The organism is Nocardia sp. NBC_01388, from assembly GCF_045040085.1.
Lineage (GTDB): Bacteria > Actinomycetota > Actinomycetes > Mycobacteriales > Mycobacteriaceae > Nocardia.
The window spans coordinates 6,044,322-6,059,571 of the sequence record NZ_CP109553.1 but is presented as its reverse complement, the minus strand read 5'-3'; the positions used below and the strand labels follow the sequence as shown (position 1 = coordinate 6,059,571).

16 protein-coding genes and 1 pseudogene are annotated in these 15,250 nt (G+C 66.4%); 13 read left to right on the top strand and 4 right to left on the bottom strand.

Annotated features, from left to right (window positions below; genetic code table 11):
- Positions 1-114: 114 nt before the first annotated feature.
- The 6 genes from OG716_RS29280 to OG716_RS29255 all read left to right on the top strand — a co-directional run bounded on the left by OG716_RS29280 (position 115) and on the right by OG716_RS29255 (position 6,428).
- On the top strand, positions 115-825 hold the full coding sequence (locus tag OG716_RS29280; protein WP_405133785.1) for an anthrone oxygenase family protein: 711 nt from the start codon (positions 115-117) through the stop codon (positions 823-825).
- A gap of 171 nt (positions 826-996) precedes the next feature.
- Positions 997-1,953 carry an esterase/lipase family protein gene (locus tag OG716_RS29275; protein ID WP_405133784.1) on the top strand — a complete coding sequence of 319 codons (957 nt, stop codon included), beginning with the start codon at positions 997-999 and terminating at the stop codon, positions 1,951-1,953.
- A 249-nt stretch (positions 1,954-2,202) separates the two neighbouring features.
- Positions 2,203-4,755 (top strand): ATP-dependent Clp protease ATP-binding subunit, encoded by a 2,553-nt coding sequence (locus OG716_RS29270; protein WP_355130201.1) that lies wholly within the window; start codon positions 2,203-2,205, stop codon positions 4,753-4,755.
- A gap of 171 nt (positions 4,756-4,926) precedes the next feature.
- Positions 4,927-5,814: a phytanoyl-CoA dioxygenase family protein gene (locus OG716_RS29265; protein ID WP_405133783.1), complete on the top strand. Its 888-nt coding sequence runs from the start codon at positions 4,927-4,929 to the stop codon at positions 5,812-5,814.
- Positions 5,815-5,830: 16 nt separating this feature from the next.
- Positions 5,831-6,082 carry a hypothetical protein gene (locus tag OG716_RS29260; RefSeq protein WP_405133782.1) on the top strand — a complete coding sequence of 84 codons (252 nt, stop codon included), beginning with the start codon at positions 5,831-5,833 and terminating at the stop codon, positions 6,080-6,082.
- Positions 6,060-6,428: a hypothetical protein gene (locus OG716_RS29255; protein WP_405133781.1), complete on the top strand. Its 369-nt coding sequence runs from the start codon at positions 6,060-6,062 to the stop codon at positions 6,426-6,428. Before OG716_RS29260 ends, OG716_RS29255 begins: the two co-directional genes overlap by 23 nt.
- Before the next feature lie 70 nt (positions 6,429-6,498).
- On the opposite strand, the pseudogene OG716_RS29250 reads toward OG716_RS29255, so the two are convergent.
- Together OG716_RS29250 and OG716_RS29245 are read right to left on the bottom strand one after the other, a co-directional pair.
- Positions 6,499-7,117, bottom strand: a pseudogene (locus tag OG716_RS29250) (response regulator).
- Between the two features lie 118 nt (positions 7,118-7,235).
- On the bottom strand, positions 7,236-8,453 hold the full coding sequence (locus OG716_RS29245) for a sensor histidine kinase (protein WP_405133780.1): 1,218 nt from the start codon (positions 8,451-8,453) through the stop codon (positions 7,236-7,238).
- A 125-nt stretch (positions 8,454-8,578) separates the two neighbouring features.
- Between OG716_RS29245 and OG716_RS29240 the strand changes: the two genes are divergently transcribed.
- From OG716_RS29240 to OG716_RS29225, 4 genes are all read left to right on the top strand, one after another.
- On the top strand, positions 8,579-9,475 hold the full coding sequence (locus tag OG716_RS29240; RefSeq protein ID WP_405133779.1) for an ABC transporter ATP-binding protein: 897 nt from the start codon (positions 8,579-8,581) through the stop codon (positions 9,473-9,475).
- Positions 9,472-10,320 (top strand): ABC transporter permease subunit, encoded by an 849-nt coding sequence (locus OG716_RS29235; RefSeq protein ID WP_405133778.1) that lies wholly within the window; start codon positions 9,472-9,474, stop codon positions 10,318-10,320. The genes OG716_RS29240 and OG716_RS29235 overlap by 4 nt, the downstream gene beginning before the upstream one ends.
- A gap of 69 nt (positions 10,321-10,389) precedes the next feature.
- Positions 10,390-10,836, top strand: a complete 447-nt coding sequence (locus OG716_RS29230) for an SRPBCC domain-containing protein (RefSeq protein ID WP_405133777.1) — start codon at positions 10,390-10,392, stop codon at positions 10,834-10,836.
- 96 nt (positions 10,837-10,932) lie between these two features.
- Positions 10,933-11,376: an OsmC family peroxiredoxin gene (locus OG716_RS29225; RefSeq protein ID WP_405133776.1), complete on the top strand. Its 444-nt coding sequence runs from the start codon at positions 10,933-10,935 to the stop codon at positions 11,374-11,376.
- A 98-nt stretch (positions 11,377-11,474) separates the two neighbouring features.
- Here OG716_RS29225 and OG716_RS29220 read toward each other — a convergent pair whose 3' ends face one another.
- On the bottom strand, positions 11,475-11,786 hold the full coding sequence (locus OG716_RS29220; RefSeq protein ID WP_355130217.1) for an antibiotic biosynthesis monooxygenase: 312 nt from the start codon (positions 11,784-11,786) through the stop codon (positions 11,475-11,477).
- 42 nt (positions 11,787-11,828) lie between these two features.
- Here OG716_RS29220 and OG716_RS29215 point away from each other — a divergent pair, with 42 nt between their 5' ends.
- From OG716_RS29215 to OG716_RS29205, 3 genes are all read left to right on the top strand, one after another.
- On the top strand, positions 11,829-12,572 hold the full coding sequence (locus OG716_RS29215; protein ID WP_405133775.1) for an alpha/beta fold hydrolase: 744 nt from the start codon (positions 11,829-11,831) through the stop codon (positions 12,570-12,572).
- Between the two features lie 78 nt (positions 12,573-12,650).
- Entirely contained in the window at positions 12,651-13,820 is a 1,170-nt protein-coding gene (locus OG716_RS29210; protein WP_405133774.1) for an acyl-CoA dehydrogenase family protein, read from the top strand.
- Between the two features lie 215 nt (positions 13,821-14,035).
- Positions 14,036-14,848: an enoyl-CoA hydratase/isomerase family protein gene (locus OG716_RS29205; RefSeq protein WP_405133773.1), complete on the top strand. Its 813-nt coding sequence runs from the start codon at positions 14,036-14,038 to the stop codon at positions 14,846-14,848.
- 18 nt (positions 14,849-14,866) lie between these two features.
- Here the strand turns inward: OG716_RS29205 and OG716_RS29200 are convergent, their stop codons facing one another.
- Entirely contained in the window at positions 14,867-15,145 is a 279-nt protein-coding gene (locus OG716_RS29200; RefSeq protein WP_355130224.1) for a DUF4190 domain-containing protein, read from the bottom strand.
- Positions 15,146-15,250 lie beyond the last annotated feature (105 nt).

The window sequence follows — 15,250 nt, the reverse complement described above, 5'->3', positions numbered from 1 at the left end:
CGCTCATGTCCGCGAGCTTTTGAACGATGTTGTGTCCCGCCGCCCGGCGGTTGACTGGAAGTCGTTGCTCCCCCGGGGAATCCGGGGTGAGGAAGATCCAGTCAGGAGACTCCGATGTTTGCATTTCGCACGATTGCCCTGGTGGCGGCGACGCTGGCGACCGGCCTGGTCGCGGGAGTGTTCTACGCCTACGCGATTTCGGTCATGCCGGCCCTGCACCGCACCGACGACCGCTCCATGATCGACGTGATGCAGAAGATCAATGTGGTCATCGTCAACCCGTGGTTCATGTTCAGCTTCATGGGAGCCGTGGCATTCACCGTGCTGGCCGCGGCGCTGCACCTGGGCAAGGATTCCCGCACCACGCTGATCTGGATCGCAGTCGCCTTGGCGCTCAATGTGATTGCCTTCCTGATCACCTCCGGCCTGAACGTGCCGCTCAACAATCAGCTGGCCGCCGCGGGTGACCCGGCGCAGATCGGTGATCCGGCCGCCGTCCGGTCGCAGTTCGAATCCTCCTGGGTGGCTTGGAATATCGTCCGCGCCGTCCTGCACACCCTGGCTTTCCTGGTGCTGATCGGCGGATTGTTCGTGGCGGGCATGCAGCACGGCAAGGCGAATGCGGCGGCGCTTCCGGCCGGCGGCGCGGTGGCGAGCGGGTTCGGCGGCCAGCCGGTGCGCGGCGGCTTCGCGGCCCCCATCGCCCAGGTTCCGGCACCGGGTTTCGCTCCGGCGCAGCCGCGGTCCGGTGCCGCGCAACCGCAATTCGCTTCGGCTCGACCGCAGTTCGCTCCGGCCTGGCGGCCGGCTCCGGGGCAGCGATAGCCGAACAGGCTTCCGGCGGGGACCGATTCGGTCCCCGCCGGTTTTTCCGGGCCACGGGCGCTGTGCCACAGCGCCTGTGCAACAGGTTTCAGAACTTACCGGCCAGTAAGCCCCTCGCCAGAAGTGAATTCCGAATAGCTTGTCGGAACACGTTCTAATTTGGGAGGGCTTATGCGTCGTGCGCTGCTGCGCCGGTCGCCGGGATCGCTACTGATCTCGGCGGTCCTGGCCGTGTTGGGGGTGGTATCGAGTGGTACCGCACGCGCCGACTATCCGGTGAACTACAACTTCTTCGCGGGCATCCCGTACGAGCTGACCAATCCCGGCGGCGCACTGCCCGGGGCCAATGACTGGTCCTGTAAACCCACTGCCGCGCACCCGGATCCGGTGGTGCTCATCCACGGCACCGCCGGCGGCGCACAGACCAACTGGGGCGCCTACGCCCCGCTGCTGGCCAACGAGGGCTACTGCGTCTACGCGCTCACCTACGGCAGCCTCGACGTCCCGTGGCCGCTGTCGGCGCTCGGCGGTATGAAGCCCATCCCGTCCAGTGCCGCGCAACTCGGCGCCTTCGTGGACCGCGTGCTGGCCTCGACCGGCGCCGCCAAGGTCGACTTCATCGCTCACTCGCAGGGCAATACCGTCGGGAACTACTACATCAAGCGGGGCGGCGGCGAGGGCAAGGTCGACAAGTTCGTCGCCATCGCACCCCCGTGGCTGGGAATCTTCGGTGACCAGATGAACGTGCTGCGGGCTTTCGGCAAGCAGCTCGGCGCGGATGCGAACACCGTGGACGGCATGATCAGCGCCGGCGTCTGCCAGGCCTGCCCGGAGATGCTGGGCGATTCCCAGTTCATCAAGGACCTGAACGCGGACGGCGTGTACGACCCGAGCGTCAGCTACACCAATGTGGCCTCGAACTACGACGAGGGTGTGTTCCCGTCGGTTGCGCTGGTTCCTGCCCCGAATGCCGTCAATATCCTGGTTCAGAGCGACTGCCCGGTCGACTTCTCCGACCATTTGGCGATCGCCGGCAGCCCTCGCGTCGCCGCTGACGCCCTCAATGCGCTCGACCCGGCGCATCCGCGGGCGGTTCCGTGCGAGTTCATCCCGCCCTTCACCGGGTGATCCTTCGTTTGTTCGCTGTGGGCGTAGCCGAGATGGAAACGTTCCCGGCTACAGGCCCGTTATGAGGGAATGAGTCGTACTGTCGCCGGTTCGCAATAGGGTGGACGGACGACGTGCGTGACCCCCGCCAACTAGAGTGGAGGCGGGGGATGCAACCCCAGGGCTTCATGGCAGGCTGGCGACCAGAAGGGCAGCACAGGGTCTGAAGCGCCGGATGCCGTAGCAAGCGGAGCAGGAAGTGAGGGAGCGATGTTCGAGAGGTTCACCGACCGCGCGCGGCGGGTCGTTGTCCTGGCCCAAGAAGAGGCCCGGATGCTCAACCACAACTACATCGGCACCGAGCACATCCTGCTGGGCCTGATCCACGAGGGTGAGGGCGTCGCGGCGAAGTCGCTGGAATCCCTTGGTATCTCGCTGGAGGGTGTGCGATCGCAGGTCGAGGAGATCATCGGGCAGGGCCAGCAGGCGCCGTCCGGTCACATCCCCTTCACCCCGCGTGCCAAGAAGGTTCTCGAGCTGTCACTGCGCGAAGCGCTGCAGCTCGGCCACAACTACATCGGCACCGAGCACATTCTGCTCGGCCTGATTCGTGAAGGCGAAGGCGTCGCGGCTCAGGTGCTGGTCAAGCTGGGCGCGGATCTGAATCGCGTGCGCCAGCAGGTTATTCAGCTGCTCTCGGGGTACCAGGGCAAGGAGCCGGTCGAAGGTTCGGGTTCGCGCAGTGAGTCGGGCACTCCGTCCACCTCGCTGGTGCTCGACCAGTTCGGCCGCAACCTCACCCAGGCCGCGCTCGAAGGCAAGCTCGACCCGGTCATCGGCCGCTCGAAGGAGATCGAGCGCGTCATGCAGGTGCTGTCTCGCCGCACCAAGAACAACCCGGTGCTGATCGGCGAGCCCGGTGTCGGTAAGACCGCCGTGGTCGAGGGCCTGGCTCAGGCCATCGTCAACGGCGAGGTGCCGGAAACGCTGAAGGACAAGCAGCTGTACACCCTCGACCTGGGTTCCCTGGTCGCGGGCAGCCGCTACCGCGGTGATTTCGAGGAGCGCCTGAAGAAGGTGCTCAAGGAGATCAATACCCGCGGCGACATCATCCTGTTCATCGACGAGCTGCACACCCTGGTGGGTGCGGGCGCGGCCGAGGGCGCTATCGACGCGGCCTCGATCCTCAAGCCCAAGCTGGCTCGCGGTGAGCTGCAGACCATCGGCGCCACCACTCTCGACGAGTACCGCAAGTACATCGAGAAGGATGCCGCGCTGGAGCGTCGTTTCCAGCCGGTGCAGGTGGGCGAGCCGACGGTCGAGCACACCATCAATATCCTCAAGGGTCTGCGCGACCGCTACGAGGCGCACCACCGGGTTTCCATCACCGATGGCGCTCTCGTTGCCGCGGCCACGCTGGCCGATCGGTACATCAACGATCGGTTCCTGCCGGACAAGGCGATCGACCTCATCGATGAGGCGGGCGCGCGCATGCGCATCCGCCGGATGACCGCACCGCCGGACCTGCGCGAATTCGACGACAAGATCGCCGATGCCCGTCGCGAGAAGGAAAGCGCCATCGACGCGCAGGACTTCGAGAAGGCAGCCCGCCTGCGCGATAAGGAGAAGCAGCTCGTCGCCAAGCGTGCCGAGCGCGAAAAGCAGTGGCGTTCCGGTGATCTGGACGTCGTGGCCGAGGTCGACGACGAGCAGATCGCGGAGGTGCTGGCCAACTGGACCGGTATCCCCGTCTTCAAGCTCACCGAGGAGGAGACCACCCGGCTGCTCCGTATGGAAGATGAGCTGCACAAGCGGATCATCGGCCAGGAGGACGCGGTCAAGGCCGTCTCCAAGGCGATTCGCCGTACTCGTGCCGGCCTGAAGGATCCCAAGCGCCCGTCGGGCTCGTTCATCTTCGCCGGTCCGTCCGGTGTGGGTAAGACCGAGCTGTCGAAGGCACTGGCGAACTTCCTGTTCGGCGACGACGACGCGCTCATCCAGATCGATATGGGCGAGTTCCACGACCGCTTCACCGCTTCGCGTCTGTTCGGTGCCCCTCCGGGCTACGTCGGATACGAAGAGGGCGGCCAGCTCACCGAGAAGGTGCGCCGGAAGCCGTTCTCGGTGGTGCTGTTCGACGAGATCGAGAAGGCCCACCAGGAGATCTACAACACCCTGTTGCAGGTCCTCGAGGATGGTCGCCTGACCGATGGTCAGGGTCGTACGGTCGACTTCAAGAACACCGTGCTGATCTTCACCTCGAACCTCGGTACCTCGGATATCTCGAAGGCTGTGGGCCTGGGCTTCGCTCAGAGCAATGCCGAGGGTTCGAACTACGAGCGGATGAAGCTCAAGGTCAACGACGAGCTGAAGAAGCACTTCCGCCCGGAGTTCCTGAACCGCATCGACGACGTGATCGTGTTCCACCAGCTCACCGCACCGCAGATCGTGCAGATGGTGGATCTGATGATCGGCCGCGTCGCCAACCAGCTGCGCAACAAGGATATGGCGATCGAGATGACCGATCAGGCCAAGAGCCTGCTCGCGAAGCGCGGATTCGACCCCGTGCTCGGCGCCCGTCCGCTGCGTCGCACCATCCAGCGCGAGATCGAAGATCAGCTGTCGGAGAAGATTCTCTTCGGCGAGCTGAGCGCCGGTCAGAGCGTTCTGGTGGATGTCGAAGGCTGGGACGGCGAAGGCCAGGGCGAGAACGCCAAGTTCACCTTCCACGCGAAGGCGAAGCTCACCAAGAAGAGCGACGCTGTGGAAGATGAGCCGGTTGTTGTCGCCGCCGGTGAGGCAGCTGCCGCCTCCGGCGAGTAAAAGCATCAGCCCGAAAGCCCCTCTCACAGTCTGTGAGAGGGGCTTTCGCGTGTCCGGAGCCCGATTGCCGCGCGGGGCACCCAGATTGGGTGACGATTCGATCCTCGAATATTGGGTGGCGATCTGATGCCCGAATAGTCGATCCTCGGTGGAGTCGAACGAAGGGATCGCATGCTTACCGACCATCAGGTGGAAGCCTTCATCACCGATGGCTTCGTGAAAGTCGAGGGCGCTTTTCCGCGCGAGACGGCCGAACGCGCTCGCGAAATCCTCTGGCGCGCCACCGGATGCGACCCGAAAGACCCTGCCACCTGGACGCAACCGGTGATCCGCCTGGCCGACCATGCGGAGGAACCTTTCGCCCAGGCAGTCAATGCCCCCGCCCTCCTGGAAGCCTTCGACCAACTGGTCGGTCCCGGCCGCTGGCTTCCGCGAAACAGCCTCGGCGGCTTCCCCATCCGCTTCCCGAGTCCCGAAGCGCCGGGTGATGACGGCTGGCATATCGATGCGAGCTTCCCCGGCGACGGCCCGGCCGGCGACTACATCCAGTGGCGTATCAATCTGCGGTCGAAGGGCCGAGCCCTGCTGATGCTCTTCCTCTTCTCCGATATCGACGCCGATGATGCCCCCACCCGGATTCGTGTGGGCTCGCACCTACGCCTGCCGAACGTCCTGGCTCCGTACGGCGGACCGGGCGTCAGCATGTCCGCGCCCGATCTCATCGAGACCTACAACGCCACAGCCGATCTGCCTCAGGCCCTGGCCACCGGCCGAGCCGGCGACGTCTACCTCTGCCATCCATTCCTCGTCCACGCCGCTCAGCCGCATCGCGGCCGCAATCCTCGCTTTCTCGCGCAACCTCCACTCCTGCTCCGCGAACCATGCGTCTTCGATCGCTCGGACGATGCGTATTCGCCTGTGGAACAGGCCATTCGGCGCGGACTGGACGTTCAGTCCGTCCGTTGGGCCCGCACGAAAATCGGAGGCGGGGAGGGGGTCGGGCGTACGGTGGGTGAGGTTCGCGAGAGTCGTTTCGGGGGTTCATATGACAAATTCTGATCTGACGCTTATTGCTGTGCTGCTTGATCGTTCGGGGTCGATGCAGTCGATCAAGACCGATACCGAGGGCGGGTTCGACGCCTATATCGACCAGCAGCGGGAGGTTCCGAAGCGGATCGAGGTGACCCTGGCTCAGTTCGATACCGAATATGAGCTGGTGTACGCGAATCGGCCGCTGGCGCAGGTGCCGCCGCTGCGGTTGCGGGCCCCGGGGCATGACAGCGCTGTACGACGCGGTGGGGCGATTGATCACCGATGTGGGGAGTGAGCTGGCGGCGCGGGACGAGGCGGAGCGGCCGGGAACGGTCATTCTGGTGGTGCTCACCGACGGGCACGAGAACTCCAGCAGGGAGTGGTCGCATGCCGCGGTGAAGGCGCTGATCACCCAGCAGCAGGACATCTACCACTGGAACTTCCTGTTCCTCGGGGCCAATATCGACGCCGTGGCCATCGGTACCGATATGGGCTTCTCGGCGCGCCGGTCGATCACGTACGCCGCTGCCCCGCAGGGTGTTTCCGGTGTGTTCCGCGCGGCCTCGGCCTACTCGGCCCGGCTGCAGGCGCCGCGCGCCCCGGGGTGCAGTTGCCCCGCAGGATGCCGGTTTCACCGATGACGAGCGTTCCCAGTCGAATCCGGGTCGCTGAAAAAGCTCGATACCGTTTACCACCCTCGGCTGGTTGACGCTATTGCCAACCGGGTCGGACGAGGCCTGATTCGTACGCCAGCACCACCAGTTGTGTCCGGTCGCGCGCACCGAGTTTGAGCAGAATGCGGCTGACGTGAGTCCGCGCGGTAGCGGGGCTCAGGTAAAGGCGCTGGGCGATTTCGGCATTGGTGAGGCCCTCGGCGACGAGGGCCATGACCTCGCGTTCGCGCTCGGTGAGTTCGGGCGACGAGCCGCCGCGTGACGCTGGGGGAGAGCAGGGCGTCACCGTCGGCCACCACACGCACGGCCTTCACCAGATCGGCGGGTTCGGTGTGCTTCACCAGGAATCCGGTGGCCCCGGCGCGCATGGCCTCGAAGACGTACTCGTCGAGTTCGAAGGTGGTCAGCACCACCACCCGTACCTCGGAAAGTTCAGGGGCCGCGGCGATTTCGCGGGTGGCGGCCAGCCCGTCCAGCACCGGCATGCGAATATCCATGAGCACCACATCCGGGCCGAGTTCCCGGGCCAGCCGCACCGCCTCTTCGCCATTGGCGGCCTCGCCGACTACCTCGATATCGTCCTGCGCGTCCAGCAGTGCCGCGAATCCGGCGCGTACCAGCGCCTGATCATCGGCGATCACGACCCGAATACTCACGAAACCTCCTCTCGCACGGCCGCTGCGCAGCCGCCGGTTCGATATGCCTCTCCTGCGCAACCGGTTTCGGCTGTGCCATCGAGGTGAGCCGTCCGAATTCCCGCGATCATCGGGCAGCCTAGGCGGCCGGTTCGGGGCGGGCCAGGTGAATCGGCAGCCGGGCCTCGACCCGGAAACCGCCGCCGACCTTGGGCTCGGCCAGCAGTCGCCCGCCGAGTGCGCTCGCCCGTTCGGTCATTCCGATAATGCCGTGCCCGCCGCCGGACACCCCGGTCGCCGCGCGCTCCGGCCTGGTGTTCTCGACGCACAGTTGCAGCCGGTCGACCGAATACCGCACCGAGACAAGCACACTCGCGCCGGGTGCGTGGCGCACCACATTGGTGAGAGATTCCTGCACTATGCGCGCGGCAGCGACATCCACCACCGAGGGCAGGCGCTTCACCGGCCCGGTCACAATGGTGCGCACCTGCAGCCCGGCGGCGCGGGCGGGCTGGGTGAGCCCGTCCAGATCGCTGATGCCGATGGTCGGTGTGGTGGGTGCGGCCACACTGCTGGTCCCGGACCGGATGGAGCGCAGCAGGGCGTGCACCTCGCCGAGCGCCTCCTTGCTGGCGGTTTTGATGGCGGCCAGCGCGGTCGCGGCCTGCTCGGGCCGCCGGTCGATGAGTTCCAGCGCCACCGAGGACTGCACATTGATGAGCGAGAGGCTGTGCGCGAGCACATCGTGCAGTTCGCGGGCGATGGTGAGCCGCTCCTCGCTGGCGCGTTGTTCGCGCTCGGCCTGTTCCCGGGCGCGTTCGGCGGCTTCGCGCTCGTGCTGTGCGTGTTCGCTGCGCTCGACTTCCGCCTCGCGTTCCTTTCGCGCCAGCACGGCCGCGCGTGCCTGCCGGATGCCCTCGGCAATGGCGACGAGCACGATCAGCCAGGCGAGCAGCCCGAATTCCTGCCAGGCATCGGTGCTGTAGCCGCGCCATCCCGGCGCCGGCCACACCATCAGCAGATATCCGAGTGGCACGAAAGAATATGTGTACCAGCGTGATCCGATGATGCCCGCGGTGAGGAAGGAAATCACCAGCGAGAAGAAGACCGGTCCGTATCCGTAACCGATGAGCAGGTAGGCGGCGGTGATCGCCAGCGTTCCGTAGAACACCGGATACGGATACCGTCGCCGCAGCGTCAGCAGCAGCGGTCCACCGGCCAGCAGTGCATATCCGAGCAGGTCGAGCTGTCGCATCTGAGGTTGGTGCGCGTTGGCGAGCGTGCCCGCGCCGAGCTGTATCGCGGCCACCACCAGTGCGAGCAGCACATCCCGCCACCGTGCCGCACGAGTCTCCATAGCTGAACGGTAGCGCCGTAGCGGCCTTCGCGGCACTGTCTCGGCGGTAAATACGTCGAGATACGTACGCCGGATCACGCTGTGCGGCGGATGTTTCCCCGCAGTTCGCGGCGGATTCTTGAAGTATGAACGAAGCGATCGTCGAGACCGGCCGGTTGACCAAACGCTACGGCTCCCACACCGCCGTGGATGCCGTGAGCATGACTGTCCGCCGTGGTGAGATCTACGGCTTCCTCGGCCCGAACGGCGCCGGCAAGACCACCACACTGCGCATGCTGGTGGGCCTCATCCGGCCCTGCAGCGGCACCGCGAAAGTACTCGGCGAGCGCCTCGGTGCTCCCGAAAACCTGCGCCGCATAGGCGTTCTCATCGAAGGCCCCGGTTTCTACCCGTACCTGTCCGGTCGCGACAATCTGCGCGTGCTGGCCAAGTATCGCGGCGCCGGTCGCGAGGAGGTGGAGCAGGTGCTGGCCCGGGTCGGCCTGGCCGACCGCGGCACTGACAGATTCCGCACCTACTCACTCGGTATGAAGCAGCGTCTCGGTGTCGGTGCGGCTCTGCTCGGCCACCCTGACCTGCTGATTCTCGATGAACCCACCAATGGCCTGGATCCGGCGGGCATGGCGGAGATGCGGGAACTCATTATCGGACTCGCCGCCGACGGGCACACCGTCGTGCTGTCCAGTCACCTGCTCAGTGAAGTGCAGGAGATCTGTGACCGTGTCGGCGTGATCTCCGGCGGACGCCTGCTCGCCGAGTCCACGGTGCGCGAATTACGCGGTGCGGCATCGCTTTTCCTGCGTGCCGAACCCCTCGAACTGGCCTTCCCCGCGGTCCGCGCGGTGGTCGGGGATCAGTCCGCACTGCTGACCGCCACCGGCATCAGAGTTGCTGCCGGTGTGGCAATGGCGCCCGCGGTGGCACGTGCGGTGATCGGCGCGGGCGCGGATCTACTGGAACTGCGCAGCGACGAAAAGTCTTTGGAAGAAGTGTTTTTCGAGATGACGGAGACGGCGAAATGACCGACCTGCTGGCAAGCATCCGGGCCGAAGTACTGCGACTGCGCAAGTGGCCCGCCTTCTGGATCGTGCTCGGCACCTGGATCCTGCTGAACCTGACCTTCGCCTATCTGTTCAACTATCTGGCCTACACCTCCGGCACCAGCACCCGGATGTCCAACGGTCAGCCCCGTGATCTGCTGCTGCAGCAGATGCTCCCGGCCGCGGTGCCGGAGGTCTTCACCCAGGGCATGGCCATGTTCGGCGGCGCGCTCATGCTGGTGCTCGGCGCACTGGCCGTCGGCAGCGGTTACGGCTGGGGCACCTGGAAAACCGTTCTCAGCCAAGGCCCTTCGCGGTCGGCGGCCGTCGGTGGCGTCGTGCTGAGCCTGGCGGCGACGGTGGTCGCGCTGGTGCTGGTCGCGTTCGTCGTGGATACCGGAGTGGCGGCGCTCATCGCCTCGACGCAGGGGCAGTCCCTGGCACTGCCGTCGGTGGGCCGGATACTGCTCGGAATCGTCTCGGGCACAGCCATTCTGGGTATGTGGACACTGGCCGGCGCGCTGATCGGCGCGATCGCTCGCGGTCCGGCCCTGGCTGTCGGCCTCGGCCTGGTGTGGGTGCTGGTGGTGGAGAACCTGCTGCGCGGCGTAGCCGGAATCTTCACTCCCATCAGGGCTCTCACCGATCACCTGCCCGGTACGGCCGCCGGATCTCTGGCCGGTTCGCTGCGCACGACCACCGGCCCGGCCACCCCGGGTGTGCTGGACATCCTCACCCGCGACCAGTCCCTGCTGATCCTCGCCGCCTACACCGCGCTCTTCGTGGCGGGCACGATCTGGCTGATCCACCGCCGGGACATGGTCTGAGCGGCACGCGCACTACGCCGCCGCTGTCCATGGCAGCGGCGGCATAGTGCTGGCGTATCGTGCTCCGCCATGGACGTTGCGCCGATCCGGCCTCCCGATCTCTCCCAGCGGCCGTTCTTCCTGGTCGCCGAGCGCATCATGGCGGCCTCGCCCTACGAGCTGTACCGCATGTGCACCAGCCAGTTGAGCCTCTGGTTCGCCGATCCGGGTTCGGTGCTGTCCCGGCCCGCGGTGAACGAGCCGTTCTTCTTCACCGCGGGCGGCGGCCATCCGCACTACGGCCGCTTCCTGCGGCTGGAGCCCGAGCGCCTGGTGGAACTGACGTGGGTGACCGGGGCGGGCGGCACCGAAGGCGCGGAAACAGTTCTCACCGTGGAACTTTCGCCCCATGGCGCTGGCACCGCCGTGCTGCTCACCCACGCCGGCTTTCCCAATGCCGAATCCCGCGACCGCCACGAACAGTCCTGGCCCGCAGTGCTCGCACAACTCGACCAGCGCGCCGCCGCCGCGGTCTGACCGGAGTACGTTCGACGCGTCGGGCTTTCGGGGGTTCGGGGGCGAAGCCACTGAGAGCCCCGAGAGTTGGTCAACCCATTCATCGAAAGGACAGTGATGCCTACACGTACCGCGCGCACCGCTTGGACCGGCGGGCTGCAGGACGGCTCCGGTCAGGTCGAGCTGGTGAGCTCCGGCGTCGGCAAGTACGACGTCTCCTTCCCGAAGCGTGCCGCCGACAATGCCGACGGCACCACCAGCCCCGAAGAGCTGATCGCGGCCGCGCACTCCTCCTGCTACGCCATGGCGCTCTCGGGTCAGGTCGGCGCGGCCGGCGGCACCGTGCAGAGCCTGGACGTCACCGCAGACGTCACCCTGAGCCCGGATCCGGTCGGCGGTTTTCGCATCTCCAAGATCAAGCTGACCGTGGTCGGCCGCGCCTCGGGCATCGATGAGGCCGGCTTCCTCGAGGCCGCCGCGGGTGCGAAGGCGGGCTGCCCGATCTCCAAGGCGCTCGCGGGCGTCGACGATATCGAACTGGACGCGACCTTCGAGTCCTGATCTCGGGCAGAGTTTTTCGATTCACTGCGACAGGCAGTGCCGGTGACGCACCGGCACTGCCTGTTCCGTGCGTTCGTGAAGTAGTGCGACCCGGTTGATCAGGCCTTGCTCTGCACATCGAGGACAACCTCGAACTCGAGCAGCGAGGCGCCGGTCGAGACCGGCTGCCGGTTCTCGCCGCCCGCGTGCGCGCTGCGGGCCGGGCCGTCGCGCCACGCCTCGAAGGAGTCGTTGGAATCCCAATGGGTGACAACGAAGTAGCGGTTGTCGCCGGAGACCGGGCGAAGCAGCTGGAAGCCGAGGAACCCGGGGGAGTTCTCGACCGCGTGCGCGCGTTGCGCGAAACGCTTCTCCAGCTCGGGGCCGGAGCCCTCGGGAACCTCGATTGCATTGATCTTCACGACTGCCATGCGCCCGAATGTACTACGCGAATCGGACGTATCGTCGAAGCGATGTTTAATGACGAAGGTGGCACAGGCGTACCGATCCTGCTGCTGCACGGGCTGATGGGCAGCGCTCGCACCTGGCGAGGTCAGCTGGAGTGGCTGCGCGAGTTCGGGCATGTCCACACGTTCGACGCGGCCGGGCACGGCCGCCCCGCACCGGACGAACCGACCACGGAGGCGTTTGTCGCGGACCTCGCGGCGGCCACCGCGCGGATCACCGAACCCATGGTGGTGATCGGGCATTCGATGGGCGGACTGCACGCGTGGATGTTCACCGCCGCGCATCCGGATCGGGTGCGCGCGCTCGTGGTCGAGGATATGGCCCCGGACTTCCAGGGCCGCACCGCCGAACACTGGGCCGCGGTGATCGGGGCCTGGCCGCAGCCGTTCCCGAATGACGCTGCGGTACTGGAGTTCTTCGGCCCGGTGGCTGGCCGCTACTTCCTCGACTCGTTCACGCACGGCCCGGACGGCTATCGGCTGCACGGGGAGGTGTCCACCTTCCGTGATATCTCGGAGGAGTGGGGCACCCGGGATTTCTGGGCCCAGTGGAAGTCGATCACCGCCCCAGCCCTGCTGATCGAGGGTGAATACACCATCACCCCGCCCGGTCAGATGCGGCGGATGGCCGAGCTGCATCCCGATGCCCGGCATGTCGTGATCGCTCAGGCGGGCCACCTCGTGCACGACGATCAACCAGCCGCCTATCGGGCCGAAGTCGAAGATTTCCTGCGCCGGACACTTGTTTGATGGCGGGTGCCTTCAGTCTCGGAACCGGCGCATCGTATGCTCGGCTCGCACGCAACCCGGAATGAATGGTGACCAACGATGATCGACTTCACGATTCCCGCCGAACTCGCCGCCGAACGCGATCGGGTACGCCAATTCGTCATCGACAAGATCGTCCCCTACGAGCGTGATCCGCGGCTGACCGCGCACGGCCCCACCGACGAACTCCGCCAGGAGCTGGTCGAATTGGCACGCGCCGAAAAGCTGCTGACCGTGCAGGCGCCCCTCGCACTCGGCGGCCGCGGCCTGAGCCATATCGAGCAGGCCGTGCTCTACGAGGCGGCCGGCTGGTCCACCCTCGGCCCGGTCGCCATGAACTGCGCCGCACCCGACGAGGGCAATATGTTCCTGCTCTCCAAGGTCGCGAATCAGGAGCAGACCGAGCGCTTCCTGCAACCGGTCATCGACGGCCACCAGCGTTCGGTCTTCGCCATGACCGAACCGGACGGCGCGGGCAGCGACCCGAACCAGCTCACCACCGCCGCCACCTTCGACGGCGAGAACTTCACCATCAACGGCCGCAAATGGCTGATCACCGGCGCCGACGGCGCGAAGACGTGGATCATCATGGCGCGCTTGGCCGATAACCCGCACCTGCCCGCGGGCCCGACCCTCTTCCTGTGCGACGGCGACGCACCCGGCATCGTCATCGAACGCATCATGAACACCATGGACCGCAATTACGTCGGCGGCCATGCGGTGGTGCGCTTCGAAAACCTGGTGCTGCCCAGGGAATCCGTGCTCGGCGAGACCGGCCAGGCGCTGCGGTACGCCCAATTGCGGCTCGCCCCGGCCCGTCTCACGCACTGCATGCGCTGGCTGGGCGCGGCCGAGCGGGCGCAGTCCATCGCCATCGACTACGCCAAGACCCGCACCGCCTTCGGCAAGCCGATCGGCGAGCACCAGGGCGTGTCGTTCATGCTGGCGGACAATGAGATCGCGCTGCACCAGTGCCGCCTCACCATCTGGCACGCCTGCTGGCTGATGGATCAGGGCGAGAAGGCCCGGCACGAGAGCTCCATCGCCAAATCGTTCGTCTCCGAGGAACTGTTCAAGGTCACCGACCGCTGTGTGCAGGTGCTCGGCGGTATCGGCATCAGCGATGAAACCGTGGTGGAGATGATCTTCCGCGATATGCGCGCCTTCCGTCTCTACGACGGCCCGACCGAGGTGCACAAGTACGCGATCGGCCGCCAGATACTGCGTTAATTTGCCTCCGCTCCGCTCCGGCGGGTGCTGTGTCTATTTGCCTCCGCTCCGCTCCGGCGGGTTCGCGGCCCTGTTACCCCGTTCTTCCCTCCCTGCGCTCGCCGCTGCGCGGCATTGCTCCGCTCAGTCCAGAACGGGGCGGGCCGCGAACTCGAAGCTGGTGCGGGGGGTGTAATCGGGCGGGGCGGGGTGGCGATTGCGTTTAGGATTCGGTCATGAGTTCGGAACTGCATGTGGACGTGTCCGACGGGGTCGCTGTGCTCACGCTCAACCGGCCTGCTCAGCAGAACGCGCTCACGCCGAAGATGGCGGCGGCACTCGGTGCGGCGCTCCGGCGCTGCGATACCGAGGATGCGATCGGCGCGGTCGTCATCACCGGCACGCCGCCCGCATTCTGCGCGGGCGCGGATCTGTCCCTGAAGTCCGGCGAGGTGAACGGGCTCATCGATCCGCCGCCCTTCCGCATTCGTAAACCGGTCATCGCCGCGGTGAACGGGCATGCGGTGGGCATCGGCCTGGAAATCGCGCTGCAGTGCGATCTGCGGTACGTGGCGCGCGATGCGGTGTACGGCCTCAACCAGGTCCGCCGCGGTGCGATCGCCGGCGGCTACGCGCACTGGACGCTGCCCCGGCTGGTCGGCAATGCCAATGCCGCCGATCTGCTGCTCACCGGCCGCACCTTCGACGGGGAAGAGGCGCAGGTCCTCGGTGTGGCCAATTCCTGCCTGCCCGCCAGCGAGGTGCTGCCGACCGCGCTCGCGGTGGCGCACGATATCGCGCACGGTTCCGCGCCGCTCCCGGTGGCGCTGTCCAAGCGGTTGCTGTGGGAGGCGCCCGCCATGACGCCGGAAACCGTGGGCCGCCTGGAAACCGAACTCAACGACTATGTAGCCAAGAGTTCCGACGGCGGCGAAGGTGTGGCCGCGCTCAAGGACCGCAGGCCGCCGAAGTGGACCGGGAGCGTCAGCTCCGAATGGCCCGCCTGGGATGCCGTCACCGGCAGTGCGCCCCGGCCCGGACTGGACTGAGCGCTGGTGGACTGAGCCTCAAGCCCTTCCGCTGACGACCATCATCAGGAACAGGATTCCGAACAGGACCATGAACACGGTCCCGACGATGCCCAGCACGTAGCCGACCACCACCTGCACCCGGCCACCGTAGGCGCCGCCCGACGCCTCGATCTCGTTCAGTGCGCGCCGCCCCATGACCCAGGCCACCGGCCCCAGTGCGCCACAGCAGAACACGCTGAGCGCTCCCATGATCAACACCGCCGTCGCGTACTCGTGCTCGGTGGGTGCGCCGATGGGCTGCTGAGGGATGACCACCGCCTGATTTTACGTTCGCGGCGGCGGAATTGCCCTGCGGACTCGCAGTGTTCGGTTGTGCGACACCCCGTTCCGCGTGTCGCGGCCGATATCGCGAGGCCCGCC

Bases quoted from the DNA above. Each gene is read 5' to 3' on its own strand.
- OG716_RS29280 (WP_405133785.1), top strand. From the start codon at position 115: ATGTTTGCATTTCGCACGATTGCCCTGGTGGCGGCGACGCTGGCGACC.
- OG716_RS29275 (WP_405133784.1), top strand. From the start codon at position 997: ATGCGTCGTGCGCTGCTGCGCCGGTCGCCGGGATCGCTACTGATCTCG.
- OG716_RS29270 (WP_355130201.1), top strand. From the start codon at position 2,203: ATGTTCGAGAGGTTCACCGACCGCGCGCGGCGGGTCGTTGTCCTGGCC.
- OG716_RS29265 (WP_405133783.1), top strand. From the start codon at position 4,927: ATGCTTACCGACCATCAGGTGGAAGCCTTCATCACCGATGGCTTCGTG.
- OG716_RS29245 (WP_405133780.1), bottom strand. From the start codon at position 8,453: ATGGAGACTCGTGCGGCACGGTGGCGGGATGTGCTGCTCGCACTGGTG.
- OG716_RS29240 (WP_405133779.1), top strand. From the start codon at position 8,579: ATGAACGAAGCGATCGTCGAGACCGGCCGGTTGACCAAACGCTACGGC.
- OG716_RS29235 (WP_405133778.1), top strand. From the start codon at position 9,472: ATGACCGACCTGCTGGCAAGCATCCGGGCCGAAGTACTGCGACTGCGC.
- OG716_RS29230 (WP_405133777.1), top strand. From the start codon at position 10,390: ATGGACGTTGCGCCGATCCGGCCTCCCGATCTCTCCCAGCGGCCGTTC.
- OG716_RS29225 (WP_405133776.1), top strand. From the start codon at position 10,933: ATGCCTACACGTACCGCGCGCACCGCTTGGACCGGCGGGCTGCAGGAC.
- OG716_RS29220 (WP_355130217.1), bottom strand. From the start codon at position 11,786: ATGGCAGTCGTGAAGATCAATGCAATCGAGGTTCCCGAGGGCTCCGGC.
- OG716_RS29215 (WP_405133775.1), top strand. From the start codon at position 11,829: ATGTTTAATGACGAAGGTGGCACAGGCGTACCGATCCTGCTGCTGCAC.
- OG716_RS29210 (WP_405133774.1), top strand. From the start codon at position 12,651: ATGATCGACTTCACGATTCCCGCCGAACTCGCCGCCGAACGCGATCGG.
- OG716_RS29205 (WP_405133773.1), top strand. From the start codon at position 14,036: ATGAGTTCGGAACTGCATGTGGACGTGTCCGACGGGGTCGCTGTGCTC.